Source organism: Variovorax sp. UC74_104 (genome assembly GCF_044055375.1).
GTDB lineage: Bacteria > Pseudomonadota > Gammaproteobacteria > Burkholderiales > Burkholderiaceae_C > Variovorax.
Genome location: NZ_CP171978.1, coordinates 5,902,705 through 5,923,454 on the forward strand (window position 1 = coordinate 5,902,705; position 20,750 = coordinate 5,923,454).

20 protein-coding genes are annotated in these 20,750 nt (G+C 69.4%); 13 read left to right on the forward strand and 7 right to left on the reverse strand.

The window, feature by feature from the left end; genetic code table 11:
* The first annotated feature begins 26 nt into the window (after positions 1-26).
* Both ACHMXA_RS27760 and ACHMXA_RS27765 read left to right on the forward strand, forming a co-directional pair.
* Positions 27-335 (forward strand): hypothetical protein, encoded by a 309-nt coding sequence (locus ACHMXA_RS27760; protein ID WP_176663148.1) that lies wholly within the window; start codon positions 27-29, stop codon positions 333-335.
* Between the two features lie 60 nt (positions 336-395).
* Entirely contained in the window at positions 396-1,382 is a 987-nt protein-coding gene (locus ACHMXA_RS27765) for an ornithine cyclodeaminase family protein (RefSeq protein ID WP_395317143.1), read from the forward strand.
* Positions 1,383-1,385: 3 nt separating this feature from the next.
* Here ACHMXA_RS27765 and ACHMXA_RS27770 read toward each other — a convergent pair whose 3' ends face one another.
* A complete protein-coding gene (locus tag ACHMXA_RS27770; RefSeq protein ID WP_395317144.1) occupies positions 1,386-2,522 on the reverse strand; it encodes a pyridoxal-phosphate dependent enzyme in 1,137 nt (378 codons plus the stop codon).
* 117 nt (positions 2,523-2,639) lie between these two features.
* Between ACHMXA_RS27770 and ACHMXA_RS27775 the strand changes: the two genes are divergently transcribed.
* Positions 2,640-3,269, forward strand: coding sequence for a transcriptional regulator (locus ACHMXA_RS27775; RefSeq protein ID WP_176663151.1), 630 nt, complete (start codon positions 2,640-2,642; stop codon positions 3,267-3,269).
* 12 nt (positions 3,270-3,281) lie between these two features.
* Here the strand turns inward: ACHMXA_RS27775 and ACHMXA_RS27780 are convergent, their stop codons facing one another.
* Both ACHMXA_RS27780 and ACHMXA_RS27785 read right to left on the reverse strand, forming a co-directional pair.
* Positions 3,282-4,274: a Bug family tripartite tricarboxylate transporter substrate binding protein gene (locus tag ACHMXA_RS27780; protein ID WP_395317145.1), complete on the reverse strand. Its 993-nt coding sequence runs from the start codon at positions 4,272-4,274 to the stop codon at positions 3,282-3,284.
* A 19-nt stretch (positions 4,275-4,293) separates the two neighbouring features.
* Positions 4,294-5,529, reverse strand: coding sequence for a pyridoxal-phosphate dependent enzyme (locus ACHMXA_RS27785; RefSeq protein WP_395317146.1), 1,236 nt, complete (start codon positions 5,527-5,529; stop codon positions 4,294-4,296).
* 93 nt (positions 5,530-5,622) lie between these two features.
* Here ACHMXA_RS27785 and ACHMXA_RS27790 point away from each other — a divergent pair, with 93 nt between their 5' ends.
* A complete protein-coding gene (locus tag ACHMXA_RS27790) occupies positions 5,623-6,543 on the forward strand; it encodes a LysR substrate-binding domain-containing protein (RefSeq protein WP_176663154.1) in 921 nt (306 codons plus the stop codon).
* 13 nt (positions 6,544-6,556) lie between these two features.
* Here ACHMXA_RS27790 and ACHMXA_RS27795 read toward each other — a convergent pair whose 3' ends face one another.
* The 3 genes from ACHMXA_RS27795 to ACHMXA_RS27805 form a co-directional block, all read right to left on the reverse strand.
* Positions 6,557-7,279, reverse strand: a complete 723-nt coding sequence (locus tag ACHMXA_RS27795) for a hypothetical protein (RefSeq protein WP_395317147.1) — start codon at positions 7,277-7,279, stop codon at positions 6,557-6,559.
* Positions 7,280-7,361: 82 nt separating this feature from the next.
* Positions 7,362-8,351, reverse strand: coding sequence for a response regulator transcription factor (locus ACHMXA_RS27800; RefSeq protein ID WP_395317148.1), 990 nt, complete (start codon positions 8,349-8,351; stop codon positions 7,362-7,364).
* On the reverse strand, positions 8,348-12,025 hold the full coding sequence (locus ACHMXA_RS27805; protein WP_395317149.1) for an ATP-binding protein: 3,678 nt from the start codon (positions 12,023-12,025) through the stop codon (positions 8,348-8,350). The genes ACHMXA_RS27800 and ACHMXA_RS27805 overlap by 4 nt, the downstream gene beginning before the upstream one ends.
* 104 nt (positions 12,026-12,129) lie before the next feature.
* On the opposite strand from ACHMXA_RS27805, the gene ACHMXA_RS27810 reads away from it, so the two are divergent.
* From ACHMXA_RS27810 to ureG, 7 genes are all read left to right on the forward strand, one after another.
* Positions 12,130-12,432, forward strand: coding sequence for an urease subunit gamma (locus tag ACHMXA_RS27810; protein ID WP_042578881.1), 303 nt, complete (start codon positions 12,130-12,132; stop codon positions 12,430-12,432).
* 38 nt (positions 12,433-12,470) lie between these two features.
* Positions 12,471-13,070, forward strand: coding sequence for a HupE/UreJ family protein (locus tag ACHMXA_RS27815; protein ID WP_395317150.1), 600 nt, complete (start codon positions 12,471-12,473; stop codon positions 13,068-13,070).
* A 10-nt stretch (positions 13,071-13,080) separates the two neighbouring features.
* On the forward strand, positions 13,081-13,386 hold the full coding sequence (locus ACHMXA_RS27820; RefSeq protein ID WP_176663158.1) for an urease subunit beta: 306 nt from the start codon (positions 13,081-13,083) through the stop codon (positions 13,384-13,386).
* Positions 13,386-15,104: an urease subunit alpha gene (ureC, locus tag ACHMXA_RS27825; protein WP_176663159.1), complete on the forward strand. Its 1,719-nt coding sequence runs from the start codon at positions 13,386-13,388 to the stop codon at positions 15,102-15,104. Before ACHMXA_RS27820 ends, ureC begins: the two co-directional genes overlap by 1 nt.
* A gap of 95 nt (positions 15,105-15,199) precedes the next feature.
* A complete protein-coding gene (gene ureE / locus ACHMXA_RS27830) occupies positions 15,200-15,844 on the forward strand; it encodes an urease accessory protein UreE (protein WP_395317151.1) in 645 nt (214 codons plus the stop codon).
* The gene (locus ACHMXA_RS27835; protein WP_395317152.1) at positions 15,807-16,514 is read left to right on the forward strand and encodes an urease accessory protein UreF; all 708 of its coding nucleotides are present in this window, start codon (positions 15,807-15,809) and stop codon (positions 16,512-16,514) included. Before ureE ends, ACHMXA_RS27835 begins: the two co-directional genes overlap by 38 nt.
* 16 nt (positions 16,515-16,530) lie before the next feature.
* A complete protein-coding gene (gene ureG, locus ACHMXA_RS27840) occupies positions 16,531-17,181 on the forward strand; it encodes an urease accessory protein UreG (protein WP_176663161.1) in 651 nt (216 codons plus the stop codon).
* 23 nt (positions 17,182-17,204) lie between these two features.
* On the opposite strand, the gene ACHMXA_RS27845 is transcribed toward ureG, so the two are convergent.
* Positions 17,205-17,384, reverse strand: coding sequence for a DUF3606 domain-containing protein (locus tag ACHMXA_RS27845; RefSeq protein ID WP_176663162.1), 180 nt, complete (start codon positions 17,382-17,384; stop codon positions 17,205-17,207).
* A 252-nt stretch (positions 17,385-17,636) separates the two neighbouring features.
* Between ACHMXA_RS27845 and ACHMXA_RS27850 the strand changes: the two genes are divergently transcribed.
* Both ACHMXA_RS27850 and ACHMXA_RS27855 read left to right on the forward strand, forming a co-directional pair.
* Positions 17,637-19,118: an ATPase domain-containing protein gene (locus ACHMXA_RS27850; RefSeq protein WP_395317153.1), complete on the forward strand. Its 1,482-nt coding sequence runs from the start codon at positions 17,637-17,639 to the stop codon at positions 19,116-19,118.
* Entirely contained in the window at positions 19,115-20,695 is a 1,581-nt protein-coding gene (locus ACHMXA_RS27855; protein ID WP_395317154.1) for an ATP-binding protein, read from the forward strand. The genes ACHMXA_RS27850 and ACHMXA_RS27855 overlap by 4 nt, the downstream gene beginning before the upstream one ends.
* Positions 20,696-20,750 lie beyond the last annotated feature (55 nt).

Consider the following 20,750-nt stretch of genomic DNA (forward strand, 5'->3'; position numbering starts at 1 on the left):
TCTTGTTTCTGACCCCTGTATTACCCATGTATCGCCGACTCCCCCCCGCCATTTCGCTGCAGGAAGCCGCTGAAGGCGCCCCCACGCTCGGCAGCCTGATGGCGCGCGCGCGCGACACCACCGAGCGGCTGAAGGCCGTCGAAGGGCTGATCCCGCCGGCCATGCGCGCGGCCGTGCAGGCCGGGCCGGCCGAGGGCGACGTCTGGTGCCTGCTGGTCAAGGGCAGCGCGGCGGCGGCCAAGCTGCGCCAGCTGGCGCCCATGCTCGTCACCCGGCTCAGGAACCGGGGCTGGGACGTGGCGACGATACGTATCAAGGTGCACACGGGGCGCTGAGGGCAGCAGCCCGCGGGGCCAGATTTTGATTTTTTGTCTGGAGATAGATAATATTTCCAGATGACATCCTCCACCGCGCCCGCCGACGCCCAACTCCTTCTGCTCGACAAGACCCAGGTCGACGCCCTCCTCTCCCCCGACGAAGTGCTCCGCGCCGTCCGCGAGGCCTTCGTGCTGCACAGCGAGCGCGAGGGCCGCGTGTTCCCCGTCGTGCGCGAGCCGCTCGCCACGGGGGGCGTATTCGGCATCAAGTCCGGCGACGTGCAGGCCCAGGGCCTGCTCGGCTTCAAGGCCGCCGGCTTCTGGCCGGCCAACCGGCAGCGCGGCGGCGAGCCCCATCAGGCGACGATCATGCTGATCGACCCGGCCACCGGCCGGCCGCTGTGCCTCATCGACGGCAACACGGTGACGACCGTGCGCACCGGCGCGGCCGGCGGGCTGGGGCTGCAGCAGCTCGCGCGGGCCGACAGCACGCGGCTGTGCATCTTCGGCACCGGCGTGCAGGCGCGAATCCAGCTCGACTTCGCGCTGCGGCTGCTGCCCTCGCTGCGCGAGGTTCTATATATCAGTGCGAGCGGCGAGCCCAATGCCGCCTTCGAAGCCCATTTCGCAGGACGCTGCCGCATCGCGCCGGCCGGCGACCGCAACACGGCCGTGACCCGCAGCGACATCGTGATCACCGCCACGCCCGGCGGTGGCGCGCTGTTCGACCTCGATGCCGTCCAGCCCGGCACCCACCTGAACTGCGTCGGCGCCGACACCCGCGGCAAGCGCGAGCTCCCCGAAGGCCTGCTGCAGCGGGCGCGGCTCGTGGTCGACGACCGCACGCAGGCGCAGCAGATCGGCGAAACGCAGTGGGCGCCCGGCACCTCGTGCATCGAACTGGGCGACCTGCTCGGCGGCAAGGCGACTTTCGAGCGAGCCCCCGGCGACATCACGGTCTTCGACATGACAGGCCTCGCACTGCAGGACCTGACCGTCGCACGCCTGCTCCACCTGCGCGCAAACGAAACGGGAACGGGCACACGCATTGCGTGGCCCTGGTAGGGTTCAGCCGGCGCCGAACAGCTCGGTCATGAACTGCGTCGACTTCAGCCCGGTGCCTGTCAGCAGCGCCACCGTCGTTTCCGTCGCCCTGATGTCACCGCGCTGCGCCAGCACGTCGATGGCCGCCGCGGCCGATGCGGAAGTCGGCTCCGCATAGAGGCCGCAGGCCGCGAGCCGCCGCACCGCCGCCGCGATCTGCTCTTCGGCCAGCGCCACGGTCCGGCCGTTCGTCTCGCGCAGCGCCTGCATGATTTCCGGCAGCCGCACCGGCCGCTTGATCGCCGTGCCTTCGGCGATGGTCGGCTGCACGGCGCGCTCCACCAGCGTGTCGACGCCAGCGGTGAAGCTCGCGTCGATCGGCGAGCAGTTCAGCGGCTGCGCGACGAAGATGCGCGGCAGCTTCCTGATCTGCCCCGCCGCCAGCAGCTCCTTGAAGCCGATCCAGCAGCCGAGCACGTTGCTGCCCGCACCGGTCGGGATCACGACGTTGTCCGGTGCCACGAAGCCCAGGTCTTCCCACAGCTCGTACGCCAGCGTCTTCGTGCCCTGCAGGAAGAACGGATGCCAGTTGTGGCTCGCATAGAAGATCGATTCCGACTGCCGCACCGCCTCGTATTCCGACTCCTCGCGCGGCCCCGGCACCAGTTGCACCTCGGCGCCGAAGGCGCGGATCTGCGCCACCTTCGGCGCGGGCGTGTAGCTGGGCGCGAGCACTTTCACGCGCATGCCGGCCGCGGCGCCCGCGGCCGCGATGGCGGCACCGCCGTTGCCCGAACTGTCTTCCAGCACCGCGTCGACGCCGATCTGGCGCAGGAAGGACATCATCACCGCCGCGCCGCGGTCCTTGAAGCTGCAGGTCGGGTTGAACCATTCGAGCTTGAAATGCGGCTCGAACCCGCCCCAGCGCTTCTGCACGAGCGGCGTGCAGCCCTCGCCCATGCTCGCGGGACGGTCGATGGCCACCGGCAGCGCCGCGCGATAGCGCCACAGCGAGCGCGTGCGCGAATCGATGTCGTCGCGCCCGATGCCCGGCAGCGGCGTGACCAGCATCGGGTTGCCGTCGTCCGAACGCCAGCGGCGCTCCGACAGCTCATGGTGCCTGCCGGTTCGGGGATCGACGTAGCGTGCGCGTTCAGTCATTCGTGGCTCCTGGATCATCAAAGCGAACAAGATTGGATAATACATCCAACACTGTACTTTTCGTATAAATCAGATTGTTCGTCCAGATCTGGATACGTACCCGATACATTCCCCCGTATGAAGAAGAAGCCGAACAAGCAGCTGCTCGACATGCTCAGCAACGTGGCCGAGGGCCTGGGCCAGACCTTCGCGCCCTTCTGCGAGGTGGTGGTGCACGACCTGAGCAATCCCAAGAACGCGATCCACGCGATCGAGAACAGTCTGAGCGGCCGCGAGGTCGGCGATTCGGTCACCGAGCTGGGTCTGGCGCGCATCCGCGACCCGGAGTTCCCGGCGGTGATCGCGAACTACGCCAACACCTTTCCCGACGGGCGCAAGGTCAAGAGCACCTCCATCGGCATCAAGGACGAGAGCGGCGAGTACGTGGCCGCGCTGTGCCTGAACGTCGACCTCACGCTGTTCCAGAGCTTCCAGGGCGCGATCTCACAGTTCACGCGCATCGACGACAAGGAGGTGCACGAGCACCTCGAAGCCGGCGGCGGCAGCCATTCCGACCGCATCCACGCGCGCATCGACGAATTCGCGGCCGCCCGCGCGACCACGCCGCGCTCGCTGAAGCCGGCCGACCGCAAGCAGCTGGTGCAGGAGTTGAAGAAGGCCGGGATGCTGGAAGTCCGCCGCGGCGCCGAGATCGCGGCGGCGCACATGGGCGTGTCGCGCGCCACCGTCTACAGCGACGCGAAATAGCCCTGCCGGGGCTTACTGCGGCTGCAGCCCGATCTCGTGCGCGGCCTTCTGCCAGCGCTCGGCCTCCGAGCGCAGGAAGGCGCGCAGCTCCGTCGGTGTCGATCCCTTCATCTGCACGCCGAGCACCGACAGCCGCTCCTTCACCGACGGATGCTCCAGCGCGGCGACGGCCTCGCGGCGCAGCTTCTCGATCACGTCCAGCGGCGTGGTGGCCGGCGCCACCAGGGCCCACCACTGGTCGATCTCCAGGCCCCTGAGGCCGTTCTCCGCGAGCGCCGGCACGTTCTGCAGCCCGGGCAGGCTCACGCGCTGCGTGCTGGTCACCAGCAGCGGCCGGATGCGATTGGCGCCAAGCAGGCTGGAGCCGCTGGCCAGCGTCGCGAAGTGGCCCGCCACGGTGCCTGCCGCCACGTCGGTGAGCGCGGGCGCCGAGCCGCGGTACGGAACCATGTTGAACCCGATCTTCGTGCGGCTCGCCAGCAGCTCGGCCGCCAGGTGGCTCACGGTGCCCGCGCCGCTGTGCGCGATGGCCGGCGGCGCGCCCTTCGCCGCGGCCACCGCCGCTGTCTTCAGGAAGGTCTTGAAGTCCTTGCTGCCCTCGTCCATGCCCGCGAAGAACACCAGCGGCGAGGTGCCGATCATGGTCACCGGCGTGAAGTCGCGCAGCAGGTCGTAGGGCAGCTTCGCCGTCACGGCCGGCGCAATGGCATGCGGCAGCTCGACGATGGCAAGCGTGTAGCCGTCGGGCGCGGCCTTGGCCACGGCGTCGGTGCCGATCATGCCGGCGGCGCCGGGCCGGTTGTCCACGATCACCGGGCTGCCGATGGTCTGGCTCATGCGCTGCGCCATGGCGCGGGCGATGGCGTCGGTGCTGCCGCCGGCCGCCCACGGCACGACCAGCTTCACGGGCCTGTCGGGATAGGCGGCCCACGCGGGGGTGACGGAAGACGCGAGCAGGGCTGTAGAGCCGGTGGCCAAAAAGGCCCGGCGATTCATCGTCGGCATGTTGGATTCCTGGAAGGGTTTAGGTCGCGCGATCGGGCCAGCTCGGGTCGCCGGTCGCATTGGCCGTCAGCATCAGCACCACGTGCGCGTCCGCAGCGATGGAGTTGCTTTCTCGCAGTTGGCGCAGCGCGGCAAGGCCGCCGGCCGCGCACAGCTCGGCGCTCACGCCGGCTGCCGTGAGCACGCGCCGTGCGGCGCGGGCTTCGTCGTCGTCCACGACCACGGCGCCGCCGCCGGTGGCCGTCGCAGCCTGCCATTGCAGGTATGTCACCGTGGCCCCCGCGGTGGAGAACTGCGCCGTGTGGCCCGGGTAGCTGCCGTTGATGGCGCCACCCGCGAACACGCGGGCAAGGCGCGGGAACGGCTCCACCAGCCAGAGTTTCGGCAGGCGCGCGATGCGCCCGGCCGCCAGCAGATCGCGGAAGCCCGCATAGATGCCCCACGCTAGGTCACCGCGTGCGGTAGGAATCACGACGTGGTCGGGCAGCCCGCCTTCGTTCACGCACTCCAGCGCGATCGGCTTGTAGCCCTCGATCGCCAGCGGCGCGCTGCCCAGCGCGGGCAGGCGGTAGTTGGTGAGCGCGAAATAGCCGGGGTGCTGCGAGCGCTCGCGCACGAAGGCCCAGCGGCCGGCGTTGTCGGAGAACACGTAGCGCCGCGCGCCCAGCGCGTCGAGCTGCCGCGCGTAGGTGGCCGGCATGCCCTCGTAGGTCGCGACCTCGCAGCCCAGGCCTGCCGCCCAGGCGTAATGCGCAGCGGAGACGGCCGCGTTGCCCGAGGAGGCCAGCACCAGCGTGTGGGCGTCGAAGTCGAGCGCCTGCGCCACGCCCACCGCGGTCATGCGGTCCTTGTGCGAGCCGGTGGGGTTGCACGACTCGTCCTTGATGGCGAGGCGCGCCACGCCGAACTGGCTGGCCAGCTCGGGCATGTCCTGCAGCGGCGTCTGCCCTTCGCCCAGCGCGAAGCTGGAGGTGTAGGGCATGGGCATCAACTCGGCACTGTCGGGCAGGTAGCTCGCGCGCAGGGCCACGTGGATGCCTTCGCGCCGGCATGCCGGGCAGCCGTCGTGCGTCAGCGTGACCGGGTAGAGCGCATCGCAGCGCAGGCACTGCAGGCCGCGCAGGTTCGGATTGCGCACGGGCTTGGGGGTGCGGTCGCGAACCAGCCCGAGGGGATGGGCCAGGGCCGGGGAATGGCCGGGCTCATCTTGCGGAGGAGCGGCGAACTTGAAGTCCAGAACGGGCGATGTCGTCACGGGTCTGCGTCTGATGAAGTTGTGACTAAATCTTATTCAATCGGAAATAAAATTATGCAGCCCCAGATACTCAACCGATAACGAGACTTATCGATGCGATTCGGCGAGATCGAAACCTTCCGGGCGCTCATGCGCAGCAGCTCCACCCGCAAGGCCGCTGCCCTGCTGCATGTGACGCAGCCCGCCATCAGCCAGTCGCTCAAGCGGCTTGAGGCGCAGGCCGGCATGCTGCTGTTCCAGCGCACCGGCGGGCGGCTGGTGCCCACGCCCGAGGCGCGCGCGCTGTGGGTGGAGGTGGAACGGGTCTTCATCGGCATGGAGGCCATCGAGCACCGGGTGCGCAGCCTGCGCGACTTCGGCGTGAGCCAGCTCGAGCTCAGCTGCTTCCCGGCCTACGGCCTGGGCTTCATGCCGCGCGCGCTGGCGCGGCTGAAGGCGCACCGCGGCGCGAGCCCCTGGCCGCAGGTGTCGCTGCAGGTGCTGAGCTCCAAGGACGTGCGCGACCGCGTGGCCATGGGCATCTCCGACTTCGGGCTGATGGCCGACGAGCTCTCGCTCGAGGGCATCGACCATTCCACCTTCTCGCGCTTTCCCGGCGTGGTGGTAATGCCTCCGGGCCACGCGCTGGAGCGCTTCAAGACGATCAAGCCCGAGCAGCTCGCCGAGGCACCCTTCATCTCGCTGAACCCCGAAGACCCCTCGCACCAGCGGCTCGAGGCCGCCCTGGCGCCCCACGGCGTGGCACTGCGCGTGCTGGTGCAGACGCCCTACGCCGCAAGCGTGTGCGAGATGGCGCTGCGCGGCCTGGGCGTGGGTCTGGTCAACCCGATCACCGCGCTCGACTACGTGGAACGCGGGCTGGTGGTGCGCCGGTTCTCGGTCGACGTGCATTTCACCTGCCTGCTGGCGCTGCCGGCGGGCAAGGTGCTTTCGGCCACCGCGCGCGACTTCATCTCGCTCATGCGCCAGCAGCTGGCCGAGGACGAGAAGCGCATCCAGCGCCACCTGCGCTAGGGCCGGCTCGCCTTCACTTCCAGCTGAACTCGTGGTTCAGCCCTATCGCGAAGCCGCGCACACCTTGCGGCCCGGTGCGCGATGCGCTCACGTCGACGCTGATCAGCGGCGTGATGCTGAAGCGCCCGCCCACGCGCGAGGTCCAGACGTTCGACGCGCGGTTGCGCTCGGCGATGAGCGACACCGTGTCGTTCAGCGCCCACTCCACGCCGATGCCGCCGCGCGGCGTGCACACGCCGGTTCCGGTCGCCCAGTCGGCGCCGACGTTGGCGTGGACCTGAAGGCTGTCGAGCGGCCGCCAGGTGACGGGAACGACGAACTGCCCGCCCGCGCGGCCGCCGCGCTTGAAGTCGAACACCGCGCCCATCGACACCGCCGCGCTGAAGGGCGCATCGGCCGCCTGGCCGTAGAAGTTCCACTTGAGCTGCGGCCCGCCGGTGACCGAATGGACGCCGTCCACCGAGCTGCGGTCGAGGTTCAGGCCCAGTTCGAAGGGCCCGACGCGGCAGGCCGGACCGAAGTGGAAGCCCGTGACGGGCTCGACGCCGGTGCGGCCCCACCAGGTCTCGTACTGGCATTGGCCCAGGTCGAGCGTGCTGGCGTCGTCCACGTCGAAATGGCCTGCCGCATGGGCGCCTTGCCCCACGAGCAGTCCCGCTCCGAAGCAGGAAGCCGCCAGCATCCAGCCGCGCGACGTCGGTCGGATCCTTGTCCTGCTGTGTCTGGTGTTCTTCATCGCTCGCGTCCCCGGGGCCTCGAACCATTCTAGGGACGCGGAAAGCAGGCGCCATGACGCCGCGCCGCGGGGTGGGTACCCTTCAGATCTCGAACTGGGGCTGCAGCTCGCGGATGCGCTTGATGGCCACGCCCGCCGCCGCGGTGCGCGTCTCCACGCCCAGCTTCACGTACACCCGCTCCAGGTGCTTCTTGGCTGTGGCCGGGCTGCTGCCGAGGATCTCGCCGATGTCCTTGTTGGTCTTGCCCTTGACCACCCAGTACAGCACCTCGGCCTCTCGCGCGGTGAGCTTCAGGCTCAGGCTCATGGCCTCGATGACCGCCGTGTCGGACACCTCGCGCATGATGATCATCCACTCGTCGCCGTCGTCGTCGCCGCCGGTCTGCTGGTGCAGCCGCAGCGTGAGGCTGCCGGCGCCCTGCACGATGGACAGCGCCGGCGGCTCGATGCCGCGCTCGCGCGCATCGGGCGTGTGGCTGCGCAGCCATTCGAGCACCGCCGGCGGCGTCTCGGGTGCGCGCGTGTCGCAGTAGCGCTGCAGCAGGTCGCGCGCGAGGGCCGTCTGCCAGATCAGCCGGCCCTCGGGCAGCCGCACCGTGATGCTGGCGTAGCCGAAGGCGTCGAGCGCGTTGCGCGCCTGGCCGGCCTGCCGCGCGTCCTGCCTCGCGCGGCGCGCGCCCTGCAGGTGCACGTTCATGCGCGCCAGCACTTCCTTCGGCTTGATGGGCTTGGTGACGTAGTCGACGCCGCCGGCCTCCAGCGCAGCCACCAGGTGCTCGGTCTCGGTGAGCCCCGTCATGAACACGATCGGGATGTGCGCCGTCGCGGCATCGGCCTTGAGCCTCCGCGCGACCTCGAAGCCGTCGATGCCCGGCATCATCGCGTCGAGCAGCACGATGTCGGGCTTGGCCTGCACCGCGCGCTGCAGCGCCTGCTCGCCGTTGGTGGCGATGAGCACGGTGTAGCCCGATTCGTCGAGCGCATCGTGCAGCACCGCGAGGTTGTCGGGCACGTCGTCCACGATGAGCACGAGGTCGCTGTTGCCTGCAATGTCTCTGGCCAGGGTGCTCACTGCTGTTCTTTCGGCAAGGATGTCTTTTCGTGGGAGCCGCCGCGCTCGGCCGCCCGGAGCGGCCGGCTCGCCCCCGGTAGGGGGTGGGCGGAGTCACGAAGTGCGGAGCCTGGGGGGGAGCAATCAATTTTCTCGAACTGGAACTGGCGGGCCAGCACGCGTTGCGCTTCGGTCCATGCCGCGCATTCGGGCTGCGCGGCGTCGATGTCGTCGAGCTGGTTCATGATGCCCCGGAAGTAGCCCAGGCCGACGGCCTCCTCCAGCGCGCGCAGGCGGGCCAGCGAGGGCGCCAGCATCGCGCGCGGCTCGGCCACGGCAGCGGGCTTCGCGGCGGTCTCGGTCCAGCGCAGGCCGAGCCTGCGTTCGAGCCAGTCGAGCAGCTCGGTGTGGCGCACGGGCTTGACGAAGAAGTCTTCGGGCGCAATGCCCACGTCGTTGTCCAGCCCCTTGTCGAAGGCGTTGGCCGAGACGATGGCCACGGCAGCCTCGGTCAGTCCCAGCTTGCGCGCGCGGCGGATGGTCTCCCAGCCGTCGATGCCGGGCATGGCGAGGTCGACGAACATCGCATCGGGCCGGTAGCCGGCGGCGACGAGGTCGAGCGCGTCGTGGCCGCTGGCGGCGCTGCGCAGCTCGAAGCCCAGCGGTGCGAGCAGATGGCCGAGCAGGTCGCGGTCGGCCTCCTCGTTGTCGACCACCAGCAGGCGTCGGCGCGGGCCCTCGTAGCCGCGCCGCGCGCGCGAAACGGGCAGCGCGCGCCCTGCACCGGCCACGGTGTCGTGCACGCGAGGCAGGAACAGGCGCACGCAGAAGAGCGACCCCACGCCCGGCGTGCTGCCCACCTTCATCTCGCCGCCCATCAGGTCGGTGAGCATCTTGGCGATGGTGAGGCCCAGCCCCGCGCCCGGCGCGGCCGCCATGCCCGTGGCGTTGCCGCGCGCGAAGGGCTCGAAGATGCGCTCGATGTCCCCGGCCGGCATGCCGGGGCCCGTGTCCTCGATCTCGATGGAGGCGAACTCGCGCGCATAGGCCAGCCGCAGCGTGACCTGCCCCGCCGCCGTGAACTTGATCGCGTTGCCCAGCAGGTTGATGAGGATCTGGCACACGCGCTTCTCGTCGGCGCGCACCACCTCGGGCAGCTGCCCCGCGGCCTCGAAGCGGAACTGCAGGCCCTTCTCGGCCGCCTGCAGCTCGAACATGTCGGCCAGCTCGCGCAGCGTGTCGGCGAAGCGCATCGGCCGCGCATGCAGCGTGAGCTTGCCGGCCTCGATGTGCGCAATGGCCAGCGTGCCCTCGATGAGCGACAGCAGGTGCTCCCCGCCGCGCTTGATGACGGCCACCGCCTGCTGCCGGTGCGGCGGCACGGAATGGTCCTCGCCCATGAGCTGCGCGTAGCCCAGGATGCTGTTGAGCGGCGTGCGCAGCTCGTGGCTGATGGCGCTGATGTAGCGGCTCTTGGCCTGGTTGGCCTGGTCGGCGGCCTGCTTGGCGAGCTCGGCCGCGAGCTTGGCCTGCTCCGCGATCTCGCGCGCCTCGTCGGCGGACTGCTTGGCGGCCTGAAGCGCGCGGTCGGTCTCGCGGTGCAGCTCGATCTCTCGCACCAGCAGGTGGGTCTGTCGGTTCGACTCCTCCTGCGCCACCTTGCGGCTCTGGTGCGCCAGCACCAGCCACCACGCGACGATGCCCGCGATGACCAGCAGCGCCATGTACGCCTTGAGGAAGCCCGAGCGCAGCGAAGCCTTCTGCACGCCCGCGAGCGCGGCCGCCGCGTCGGGCTCGGTCGCCAGCTCCAGCGCGCCTTCGGCGAAGGCGCGCAGCTCCTGCTGGTAGAGCACGCCGAACACCACCGCCAGCAGCGGCACGATCACCAGCATCAGCAGCAGGAAGTGCCCCAGCCCCGTGTCGAGGTAGCGCCAGCTGCGCCGCGGCAGCAGCCAGCGCAGCACCGCCGACCACTGCGACGACAGGCTCGCGTGCGGCTTGCACAGGTCGCCGCAGCGCGCGTCCAGCGTGCAGCACAGAGAGCAGATCGGGCCCTGGTAGGCGGGGCAGTGGGCCATGTCCGGCCCCTCGTACTCGCGCTCGCAGATCACGCAGTGCTGCACCTTCAGGCGCTGGTAGCTGCCCTCGTGCTCGACCCTGGCCCAGCGCACCGCGCCGGCCCCGGATGAAGGCACGCCGCGCGCCAGGTAGTACTTGCCGCCGGTCGCCCAGGCCAAAAGCGGCGAGGCCACCAGCGCCGTGCCCAGCGCGATCAGCGCCGAGAAGGCCTGCGCCAGCGGCCCGAACACGCCCAGGTGCGCGGTGATCGACAGCCCCGATGCCAGCGCCATCGCGCCCACGCCCACCGGGTTGATGTCCCACAGATGCGCGCGCTTGAACTCGATGCCCGGCGGCGACAGGCCCAGCGGCTTGTTGATGACCAGGTCGGCCACCACGGCCATCATCCAGGCGATGGCGATGTTGGCGAACAGGCCCAGCACGTCGCCCAGCGCCTCGAACACGTTCATCTCCATCAGCATGAAGGCGATGAGCGCGTTGAACACCACCCACACCACCCGCCCCGGGTGACTGTGCGCCACGCGCGAGAAGAAGTTGCTCCAGGCCAAAGAGCCCGCATAGGCGTTGGTCACGTTGATCTTGAGCTGCGAGATCACCACGAACAGCGCCGTGGCCGCCACCGCCCAGCCGTAGTGCGGAAACACGTACTCGTAGGCCGCCAGGTACATCTGGTTGGGGTCGACCGCCCGGTCGGCCGGCACCATGTGCGTGATCGCGAGGTAAGCCAGCAGCGCGCCGCCCAGCATCTTGAGCACGCCCAGCACCACCCAGCCCGGGCCGCCGGCCAGCACCCCGGCCCACCAGCGCCGCGCCGTGGCCGCCGTGCGCGCGGGCATGAAGCGCAGGTAGTCGGCCTGCTCGCCCATCTGGGTGATAAGCGCGATGCCGACCGTGAGGGCTGCGCCAAACAGGTGCAGATCGAAGCCCTTCGTGCCCGAGCGCACGCCGTTGTAGTGCACGATGCCCGCGAACGCACCAGGATCGCGCACAAGCACATAGGCGAAGGGCACGACCAGCATCAGCAGCCACAGCGGCTGGGTCCACAACTGCAGCCGGCTGATGGCCGACACCCCGTGCGTGACCAGTGGAATCACCACCAGCGCGCACACCAGGTAGCCCCAGACCGGCGGAATGCCCAGCGCCAGTTCCAGCGCATAGGCCATCACCGCCGCCTCCAGCGCGAAGAAGATGAAGGTGAAGCTCGCGTAGATCAGCGAGGTGAGCGTGGAGCCGATGTAGCCGAAGCCGGCACCGCGCGTGAGCAGGTCCATGTCGACGCCGTAGCGCGCCGCGTACACGCTGATCGGCACGCCCGCCAGGAAGATGATGAACCCCGTCGCCAGGATCGCCCAGAAGGCGTTGGCGAAGCCGTACTGCACCAGCAGCGTGGCGCCCACCGCCTCCAGGATCAGGAACGACGCCGCCCCGAAAGCCGTGTTGGCCACCCGCCATTCGGACCATTTGCGGAAGCGCTGCGGCGTGTAGCGCAGGGCGTAGTCTTCCAGCGTCTCGCTGGCCACCCAGCTGTTGTAGTCGCGCCGCACCTTGACGATGCGCTGGGGGGCGTCGTCCGAGCTGATGGGGGCGGCTTCAGGGTTCACACCGTTTCGGTGCATCTTCCGTGCCATCCATACGGCTTTTGGCGGACGAGGCACGACTGTTGCAAAGAAGCCGGCTTGCCCATAATGGCCGCCTCCTCCCGCCACCCGATGCCGATCCCATGGAACTGACCCCGCGCGAAAAAGACAAGCTGCTGATCTTCACCGCGGCACTCCTGGCCGAACGCCGCAAGGCGCGCGGCCTCAAGCTCAACTACCCCGAAGCCGTCGCCCTGATCTCCGCCGCCGTCATGGAAGGCGCGCGCGACGGCAAGAGCGTGGCCGAACTCATGAGCGAGGGGCGCAGCGTGCTCACCCGCGCCGACGTGATGGACGGCATCGCCGAGATGATTCCCGACATCCAGGTCGAAGCGACCTTCCCCGACGGCACCAAGCTGGTCACCGTGCACCAGCCGATCGTCTGAAATTCGAAGAACAAGAGAAAGAACAGAAGGACTTTTCCATGCGCCACAGCACCTCCAAGACCCTTGCCCTGATCGCCTTCCTGCTGCCGCTCGCGGCCAGCGCCCACACCGGAGTGGACGGCGGCATGCACCACGGCTTCGTCACCGGCTTCATGCACCCGCTGACCGGCGCCGACCACCTCGCGGCGATGGTCGCCGTCGGCCTGTGGAGCGCGCTGGCCGCGCGCCGCGCCTGGCCCGACCTGCTCTGGGCGCCGCTGGCCTTCGCCGGCATGCTGCTCGCGGGCGCGCTGGCCGGGCTGGCGAGCGTGCAGCTGCCGGCGGTCGAGCCGATGATCGCGGCCTCGCTGCTGGTGCTGGGCCTGCTGGTGGTCACGCGCGTGCGCCTGCCGGCGGTGGCGGCGATGGCCGTGGTGGGCGTGTTCGCCGTCTTCCACGGCGTGGCCCACGGCTACGAGCTGGCGAGCGAGCAAGGCGCCGCCCTCACGCTGGCCGGCATGGTCTGCGCGACGGTGCTGCTGCACGCCGCGGGCATCGCGATCGGCTGGGCACTGCGCAATGCCAACGCGTGGCTGCCGCGCGTGGCCGGCGCCGCGGTCGTCGGCCTGGGCGCAACGCTGCTGGCTCAGGCCATCTGAGGCGGCCGGCATGATCCCCGGAGAACTCTTCACCGACGAGGGCGAGCACGCGCTCAACCCCGGCCGCCGCACCCTCACGCTCGTGGTGCAGAACACCGCCGACCGGCCGATCCAGGTCGGCTCGCACTATCACTTCGCCGAGACCAACGGCGCGCTCGGCTTCGACCGCGAGGCCGCGCGCGGCATGCGGCTGAACATTGCCTCGGGCGCCGCGGTGCGCTTCGAGCCGGGCCAGCAGCGCACGGTCGAGCTGGTCGACTTTTCGGGCGATCGCATCGTCTACGGCTTTCGCGGCCTGGTTCAAGGGAAGCTCTGATGGCGACCATTTCAAGGCGTGCCTACGCCGAAATCTTCGGCCCCACGGTGGGCGACCGCGTCCGCCTCGCGGACACTGAGCTCGTCATCGAGGTCGAGGCCGACTACACCCTGCGCGCCGGCGGCTACGGCGAAGAGGTGAAGTTCGGCGGCGGCAAGACGATCCGCGACGGCATGGCGCAATCGCAGCGCACCAGGGCGCAGGGCGCGGTCGACACGGTGCTGACCAACGCGCTCATCCTCGACCACTGGGGCATCGTCAAGGCCGACATCGGCCTGAAGGACGGCCGCATCGCCGCCATCGGCAAGGCCGGCAACCCCGACGTGCAACCGGGCGTGGACATCGTCATCGGCCCTGGCACCGAGATCATCAGCTGCGAGGGCAACATCGTCACCGCAGGCGGCATCGACAGCCACATCCACTTCATCTGCCCGCAGCAGATAGAGGAGGCGCTGTGTTCCGGCGTGACCACCATGCTCGGCGGCGGCACCGGCCCGGCCACCGGCACCTTCGCCACCACCTCCACGCCCGGCCCCTGGCACATCGAGCGCATGCTGCAGGCGGCCGACGCCTTCCCGATGAACCTGGGCTTCCTCGGCAAGGGCAACGCCAGCCTGCCGCACGCGCTGCACGAGCAGATCGAAGCCGGCGTCATCGGCCTGAAGCTGCACGAAGACTGGGGCACCACGCCCGCGGCCATCAGCAACTGCATGGACGTGGCCGACGCCACCGACACGCAGGTGGCCATCCACAGCGACACGCTCAACGAATCGGGCTTCGTGGAAAACACCATCGCCGCCGTGGGCGGGCGCGGCATCTGCGCCTTCCACACCGAGGGCGCGGGCGGCGGCCATGCGCCCGACATCCTGCGCGTGGTGGGCGAAGAGAACTTCCTGCCGTCGTCGACCAACCCGACGATGCCCTACACCGTGAACACGCTCGACGAGCACGTCGACATGCTCATGGTGTGCCACCACCTCGACGCCGGCATCGCCGAAGACCTGGCCTTCGCCGAGTCGCGCATCCGCAAGGAGACCATCGCCGCCGAGGACGTGCTGCACGACCTGGGCGCGATCAGCATGTTCAGCTCCGACAGCCAGGCCATGGGCCGCGTCGGCGAGGTGGTCATCCGCACCTGGCAGACCGCGCACAAGATGAAGCTGCAGCGCGGCACCCTGCCCGAGGACAGCGCGCGCAACGACAACTTCCGCGCCAAGCGCTACGTTGCCAAGTACACGATCAACCCGGCCCTCGCGCACGGCATCGCGCACGAGGTGGGCTCGCTCGAGGTCGGCAAGTGGGCCGACATCGTGATCTGGAAGCCGGCCTTCTTCGGCGTGAAGCCCTTCACCATCATCAAGGGCGGCAGCATCGCGCTGGCGGCCATGGGCGACCCGAACGCATCGATCCCCACGCCGCAGCCGGTGCACTACCGCCAGATGTTCGGCGCCTACGGCGGCTCGCTCGCGAAGAGCTCGCTCACCTTCGTTTCGCAGGCCGGCCTGGCCGCGGGCGTGGGCGAGCGCTACGGCCTGAAGAAGCAGCTCAGCGCGGTGAAAAACGTGCGCGGCGTGCGCAAGAAGGACCTGATCCACAACGGCTACGCGCCGAGGATGGAGATCGACGCCCAGACCTACGCGGTGCGCGCCGACGGCAACCTGCTGACCTGCGAGCCGGCGAAGCTGCTGCCGATGGCGCAGCGGTATTTCCTGTTCTGAAGAAGCCCCGGGGAACGCGCCTGCTTGACAGGCTGCGTATCCTCGAAGGTATTCATCCAGCCAGCGGGCGCCCTGCGGGGCGCTCCATTTGCACCATGCTCACCGCCAACAAACTCATGCCCCAGGGCCGCGGCCTTGCGCCCGTGCTGCTCAAGCGTGCCGCCACCATCGAACTCGACTGGGACGTCCGCCAGAAGAGCCGCTTCGACGCCACCGACTCGCAGGGCCGCCAGATCGGCGTGTTCCTGCCGCGCGGCACGCTGGTGCGCGGCGGCGACGTGCTGGTGGCCGAAGACGGCTCGCTGGTGCGCGTGATCGCCGCGCCGCAGCCGGTGCTTCGCATCACACACTGCACCGCGCACGGCACGCCCTTCGACCTGACGCGTGCGGCCTACCACCTGGGCAACCGGCATGTTCCGATCGAGCTGAAGCCCGACCACCTGAAGATTGAGCCCGACCACGTGCTGGCCGACATGCTTCGCTCGATGCACCTGATCGTCGTGGCGGCGGAGGAAGCCTTCGAACCCGAGGGCGGCGCGTACGGGTCGCACGAGCATTCGCATGGCGGTCACGGCCACAGCCATGACCATGGGCACTCCCATGACCATGGCCATTCGCACGGAAGCAGCGGCGGGCAGAAGCCGCTGGTGCTCGCGCCGGAACTGCTCGACGGCCACGACGGTCACGACCACTCGCACGGCCATGACCATGGCCACGGACATCACGGCCACTCCCACTGACGTGTCTGCCCAAAGCCTCCTGCAGCTGATCTGGCTCGCCTCCCCGGCGCTGCCCGTGGGCGGCTTCTCGTATTCCGAAGGCGTCGAGGCCGCCGTCGAATGGGCCGGCGTCGATTCAGAAGCGCGCGCGGCCGAATGGCTCTCCGACCAGCTCCACCTGAGCTTCGCCCGCGGCGACCTCGCCGTCTGCGCGCAGGCCATCATGGCCTGGCAGGCCGGCGACATGCCGCGGGTGCGCCAGCTCAACGACTGGGTGATGGCCACGCGCGAATCGGCCGAGTTCCTTTTGCAGACCGAACAGATGGGCCGTTCCTTTGTGGAGTGGCTGAAGCTGCACCACGCGGACACGGCGGAAGTGTTCGCCGACCTGGGCGCGAGCTACCCCGTCGCATTCGCCTTCGCGGCCGGCCGCGCCGGCGCCACGGTGCACGACGGCAGCCTGGCCTTCGCCTTCGGCTGGGCCGAGAACATGGTCGGCGCTGCGGTCAAGGCCGTGCCGCTGGGCCAGAGCGCGGGCCAGCGCATCCTGGGGCGGCTGGCGCAGGAGATTCCCGATGCCGTGACCCGCGCCATGGCCCTCGGCGACGACGAGCGCCAGGCCTTCGCGCCCCTGCTGGCGGTGCTGTCGGCCCGCCATGAAACACAATATTCCCGCCTTTTCAGAAGCTGAACCGGACACCACTGCCATGACTTCCGCCCTCCACCACATTCCCAACCGCACCAAGAGACTTCCGCCGCTGCGCGTGGGCATCGGCGGCCCGGTCGGCTCGGGCAAGACCACGCTGCTGGAGATGCTGTGCAAGGCGATGCGCGACAAGTACGACCTGATCGCCATCACCAACGACATCTACACCAAGGAAGACCAGCGCCTGCTGACGGTGGCCGGCGCGCTGCCGGCGGAGCGCATCATGGGCGTGGAGACGGGCGGCTGCCCGCACACCGCGATCCGCGAAGACGCCTCGATCAACCTCGAGGCCATCGACCGCATGCTGGAAGACTTTCCGGACGCCGACGTGGTGTTCGTCGAGTCGGGCGGCGACAACCTCGCGGCCACCTTCAGCCCCGAGCTGTCGGACCTCACGATCTACGTGATCGACGTGGCGGCCGGCGAGAAGATCCCGCGCAAGGGCGGCCCCGGCATCACCAAGAGCGACCTCTTCGTGATCAACAAGACCGACCTCGCGCCCTACGTGGGCGCCAATCTCGACGTGATGGAACAGGACACGCAGCGCATGCGCCGCCAGCGCCCCTACGTGATGACGAACCTCAAGACGCTCTCGGGCGTGGCCGACGTGGTCGCGTTCATCGAGGAAAAGGGCATGCTGGCTGCGGCCTGAGGCCTGAGGCCGGCCCCGGAAGATCAGGGCAGGCCGAGGTAGACCCGCAGGTCGTCCTTCATCGTGCCGGCCGAAGCCACGGCGGTGCGCAGGCGCTCCTCGCTCACGCCGAACCATTGGGTCCAGTAGTCGACCTCCTTGAGGTCCGTGACGTCGATCCGTTCATCGTCCCGTGGAATGCGGATCTCGGTGTCTGCGCGCATCGTCTTCTCCTGAAGAGCCAGAAATTGGTTGATCGGTTGGTCGATTGACTGAATGAAGGGCCGGGGCTTCGGGGGCCGGTGAGGCAGTTTCTCCGCGCGCCCCGCCGGGGCGGCCGGACGAATCCGCTCCCCCGTGCAGGACAACTTCCATAGTCGCGCGCGGCCGCGCGCCATGCGGTGCCGTCCTGCAAGCCTGCCCGGCTTCGATGCTTGAATTCGGCCGTGACCTTATTCATTCGCGGAGAAGCGACCATGGAACCTCATAACCAGCGGCTGCTGAGCATGGGCGTGCCGGGCCTCGACGACGTGCTCGGCGGCGGCCTCGAGCCAAACCGGCTCTATCTTTTCGAAGGCACGCCAGGTGCCGGCAAGACGACCATCGCGATGCAGTTCCTGCTCGAAGGCGTGGCGCGCGGCGAGTCCGTGCTGTACGTGACGCTGTCCGAGACCGAGCCCGAACTGCGCGGCGTTGCCGACTCGCACGGCTGGGACATTTCCAGAATTCACGTGCGGGAGATGCTGCCCACCCAGGACAGCCTGCAGCCCGAGGAGCAATACACCATGTTCCACCCCTCCGAGGTGGAGCTGAGCGAAACCACGCTGCGCATCCTGAACGACGTGGAGGCCCTCAAGCCTTCGCGCATCGTGTTCGATTCGCTGTCCGAGCTGCGGCTGCTTTCGGGCACATCGCTGCGCTACCGCCGGCAGATCCTGGCGCTCAAGCAGTTCTTCGCGGGGCGCCAGTGCACCGTGCTGCTGCTGGACGACATGACCGCCACCGAGCACGACCTCCAGGTGCAGAGCATCGCGCACGCGGTGGTGCGGCTGGAGCAGTCCAACTCCGACTACGGCGCCGCCCGCCGCCGCCTGCTGGTCGTCAAGTACCGCGGCCAGTCGTTCCGCGGCGGCTACCACGACTACAAGATCGACCGCGGCGGCCTGCAGGTGTTTCCGCGCCTGGTGGCGGCCGAACACGTCAGCGACGTCGCGCTGACCAACCTGCCCAGCGGCATCGATGCGCTCGACGCGCTGCTGGGCGGCGGCCTCGAGAAGGGCACCAGCACCCTGCTCGTCGGCTCGCCGGGCACCGGCAAATCGTCGGTGGCGCTGCAGTTCGCCATTGCGGCGGCCGAGCGCGGCGAGGCTGCCGCGCTCTTCATCTTCGACGAGAGCATCCACACCCTGCGCAGCCGCAGCGCCGGCCTGGGCATGAAGCTGGAGCCCCATCTCGAATCGGGCCGCATCCGCATCAAGCAGGTCGACCCGGCCGAGCTCTCCCCCGGCGAGCTGGTGCACGAGATCCGCCAGGCCGTAACCCGGCACGGCGCGAAGGTCGTCGTCATCGACAGCCTGAACGGGTATCTCAACGCGATGCCCGACGAGCGCTTTCTCATCGTGCAGCTGCACGAGCTGCTCACCTACCTCGGGCAGTCGGGCGTGGCCACGCTGCTGGTCGGCGCGCAGCACGGGCTCATCGGCACGCAGATGCAGACTTCCGTGGACGCCAGCTACCTTGCCGACGCCGTGGTGCTGCTGCGCTACTACGAGGCCGAGGGCGAGGTGCGCCAGGCCATCTCGGTGCTCAAGAAGCGCGGCGGCGCGCACGAGCGCTCCATCCGTGCGTTCTCGATGGACCGGCGCGGCCTGCACGTGGGAGACCCGCTGCACCGCTTCAGGGGCATCCTGACCGGCGTGCCCGTGCCGATCGACGGCGTTTCCAAGCCCCCGCCGTGACCGAGGGCCCGACAATCCAGCTGCCGCAGCTGCAAGACCCGCAGCTGCGCGTGCTCATGAGGCCGGCGACCCCCAAGGACGCCGCGATGACCGCCGCCGTGCTCCTGCGCGCCGGCATCGAGACACACACCTGCGCCGATCTTCCCGAGCTGCTGCGCGAAATGGGCCAGGGCGCCGGCGCGCTGCTGGTGGCCGAGGAGCTGCTCACAGGCAGCGGCGCCGCCCAGCTCGCCGCGGCGGTGGCGGCCCAGCCGCCGTGGTCCGATCTGCCGGTGCTGATACTCGCGCGGCAAGGCGCCGACTCGCGCGCCATCACCACCGCCATGGAGGGCATGGCCAACGTCACCGTGCTGGAGCGCCCGCTGCGCGTGGCCTCGCTGGTGAGCGCATTGCGCAGCGCGCTGCGCGCGCGGCGGCGCCAGTACGAACTGCGCCGCATGCTCGAGGAGCTCAACGAGGCCGACCGGCGCAAGACCGAGTTCCTGGCCACCCTCGCCCACGAACTGCGCAACCCGATGGCACCGCTGAGCACCGCGCTGGCCATTCTCAAGCGCAAGCCGCTGACGTCGGAAGCCGCGCTGCCCTACTACGAACTCATGGGCCGCCAGCTCGACCACATGGTGCGGCTGGTGAACGACCTGATGGAGGTCTCGCGCATCACGCGCGGCAAGATCGAGCTGAAGCTGGAAGAACTCGAGCTGGACAAGGTGATCCGCGGCGCGGTGGAACTCAGCCGCCCGCTGATGGACGCCGGTCGCCACACCCTCGAGGTCCACATCGCCGACACCTCGCTGGCCGTGAGGGGCGACAGCGTGCGCCTCACGCAGGTGTTCGCGAACCTGCTGAACAACGCCGCCAAGTACACGCCCGAGGGTGGACGCATCGACGTATTCCTCGAGCAGGACGGCCATGGCCATGCGGTGGTGCGGGTGAAGGACAGCGGCAGCGGCATTCCGGCCGCCATGCTGGACGCGATCTTCGACATGTTCGTGCAAGTCAGCGGCACCGCGCGCGCCGCGCAGGGCGGCCTGGGCATCGGCCTCACGCTGGTGAAGAGCATCGTGGAGCTGCACGGCGGCTCGGTCGCCGCCTGCAGCGAGGGGACGGACCGGGGCAGCGAGTTCACGGTGTCCCTGCCCCTGCTCGACCACGGCGTGGGCGCCGGCGCGCAGACCGGAGCGCCCGAGGCCACGATCGCGGTGCACCACCGCATCCTGGTGGTGGACGACAACCGCGACGCGGCCGAATCGCTGGAGGCTTTGCTGGATCTGCTCGGCGCGCAAGTCGCGGTGGCGTTCAGCGGCCTGGATGCGCTGGCGAAGGCCGAGCACTTCGAGCCTTCGATCGCCATCCTGGACATCGGCATGCCCGGCATGGACGGCTGCGAACTGGCGCGCCGCCTGCGGGCGCATCCGCGGCTTCATGACATCGGCCTGATCGCGGTCACGGGCTGGGGCCAGCCCGACGACCGGCTGCGCATCGCGCGGGCCGGCTTCGACCATCACCTGCTGAAGCCGGTCGATGTCGACGAACTGGCGGCGGCGCTGCAGAAGCTCGAACGGCGCGGCGCGGGCTGAGGCGCCACGCGAAGGAAGGGCTCAGGCAGCCCTTCTCTCTTCGTTCTTCTCTTCT

What these genes read in the sequence shown, in the direction of transcription:
- ACHMXA_RS27760 (WP_176663148.1), top strand. Translation starts at nt 27, where the DNA reads ATGTATCGCCGACTCCCCCCCGCCATTTCGCTGCAGGAAGCCGCTGAA.
- ACHMXA_RS27810 (WP_042578881.1), top strand. Translation starts at nt 12,130, where the DNA reads ATGGAACTGACCCCGCGCGAAAAAGACAAGCTGCTGATCTTCACCGCG.
- ACHMXA_RS27835 (WP_395317152.1), top strand. Translation starts at nt 15,807, where the DNA reads ATGACCATGGCCACGGACATCACGGCCACTCCCACTGACGTGTCTGCC.
- ureG (WP_176663161.1), top strand. Translation starts at nt 16,531, where the DNA reads ATGACTTCCGCCCTCCACCACATTCCCAACCGCACCAAGAGACTTCCG.
- ACHMXA_RS27805 (WP_395317149.1), bottom strand. Translation starts at nt 12,025, where the DNA reads ATGCACCGAAACGGTGTGAACCCTGAAGCCGCCCCCATCAGCTCGGAC.
- ACHMXA_RS27845 (WP_176663162.1), bottom strand. Translation starts at nt 17,384, where the DNA reads ATGCGCGCAGACACCGAGATCCGCATTCCACGGGACGATGAACGGATC.
- ureC (WP_176663159.1), top strand. Translation starts at nt 13,386, where the DNA reads ATGGCGACCATTTCAAGGCGTGCCTACGCCGAAATCTTCGGCCCCACG.
- ACHMXA_RS27765 (WP_395317143.1), top strand. Translation starts at nt 396, where the DNA reads ATGACATCCTCCACCGCGCCCGCCGACGCCCAACTCCTTCTGCTCGAC.
- ACHMXA_RS27815 (WP_395317150.1), top strand. Translation starts at nt 12,471, where the DNA reads ATGCGCCACAGCACCTCCAAGACCCTTGCCCTGATCGCCTTCCTGCTG.
- ACHMXA_RS27770 (WP_395317144.1), bottom strand. Translation starts at nt 2,522, where the DNA reads ATGACTGAACGCGCACGCTACGTCGATCCCCGAACCGGCAGGCACCAT.
- ureE (WP_395317151.1), top strand. Translation starts at nt 15,200, where the DNA reads ATGCTCACCGCCAACAAACTCATGCCCCAGGGCCGCGGCCTTGCGCCC.
- ACHMXA_RS27775 (WP_176663151.1), top strand. Translation starts at nt 2,640, where the DNA reads ATGAAGAAGAAGCCGAACAAGCAGCTGCTCGACATGCTCAGCAACGTG.
- ACHMXA_RS27850 (WP_395317153.1), top strand. Translation starts at nt 17,637, where the DNA reads ATGGAACCTCATAACCAGCGGCTGCTGAGCATGGGCGTGCCGGGCCTC.
- ACHMXA_RS27790 (WP_176663154.1), top strand. Translation starts at nt 5,623, where the DNA reads ATGCGATTCGGCGAGATCGAAACCTTCCGGGCGCTCATGCGCAGCAGC.
- ACHMXA_RS27795 (WP_395317147.1), bottom strand. Translation starts at nt 7,279, where the DNA reads ATGAAGAACACCAGACACAGCAGGACAAGGATCCGACCGACGTCGCGC.
- ACHMXA_RS27780 (WP_395317145.1), bottom strand. Translation starts at nt 4,274, where the DNA reads ATGCCGACGATGAATCGCCGGGCCTTTTTGGCCACCGGCTCTACAGCC.
- ACHMXA_RS27820 (WP_176663158.1), top strand. Translation starts at nt 13,081, where the DNA reads ATGATCCCCGGAGAACTCTTCACCGACGAGGGCGAGCACGCGCTCAAC.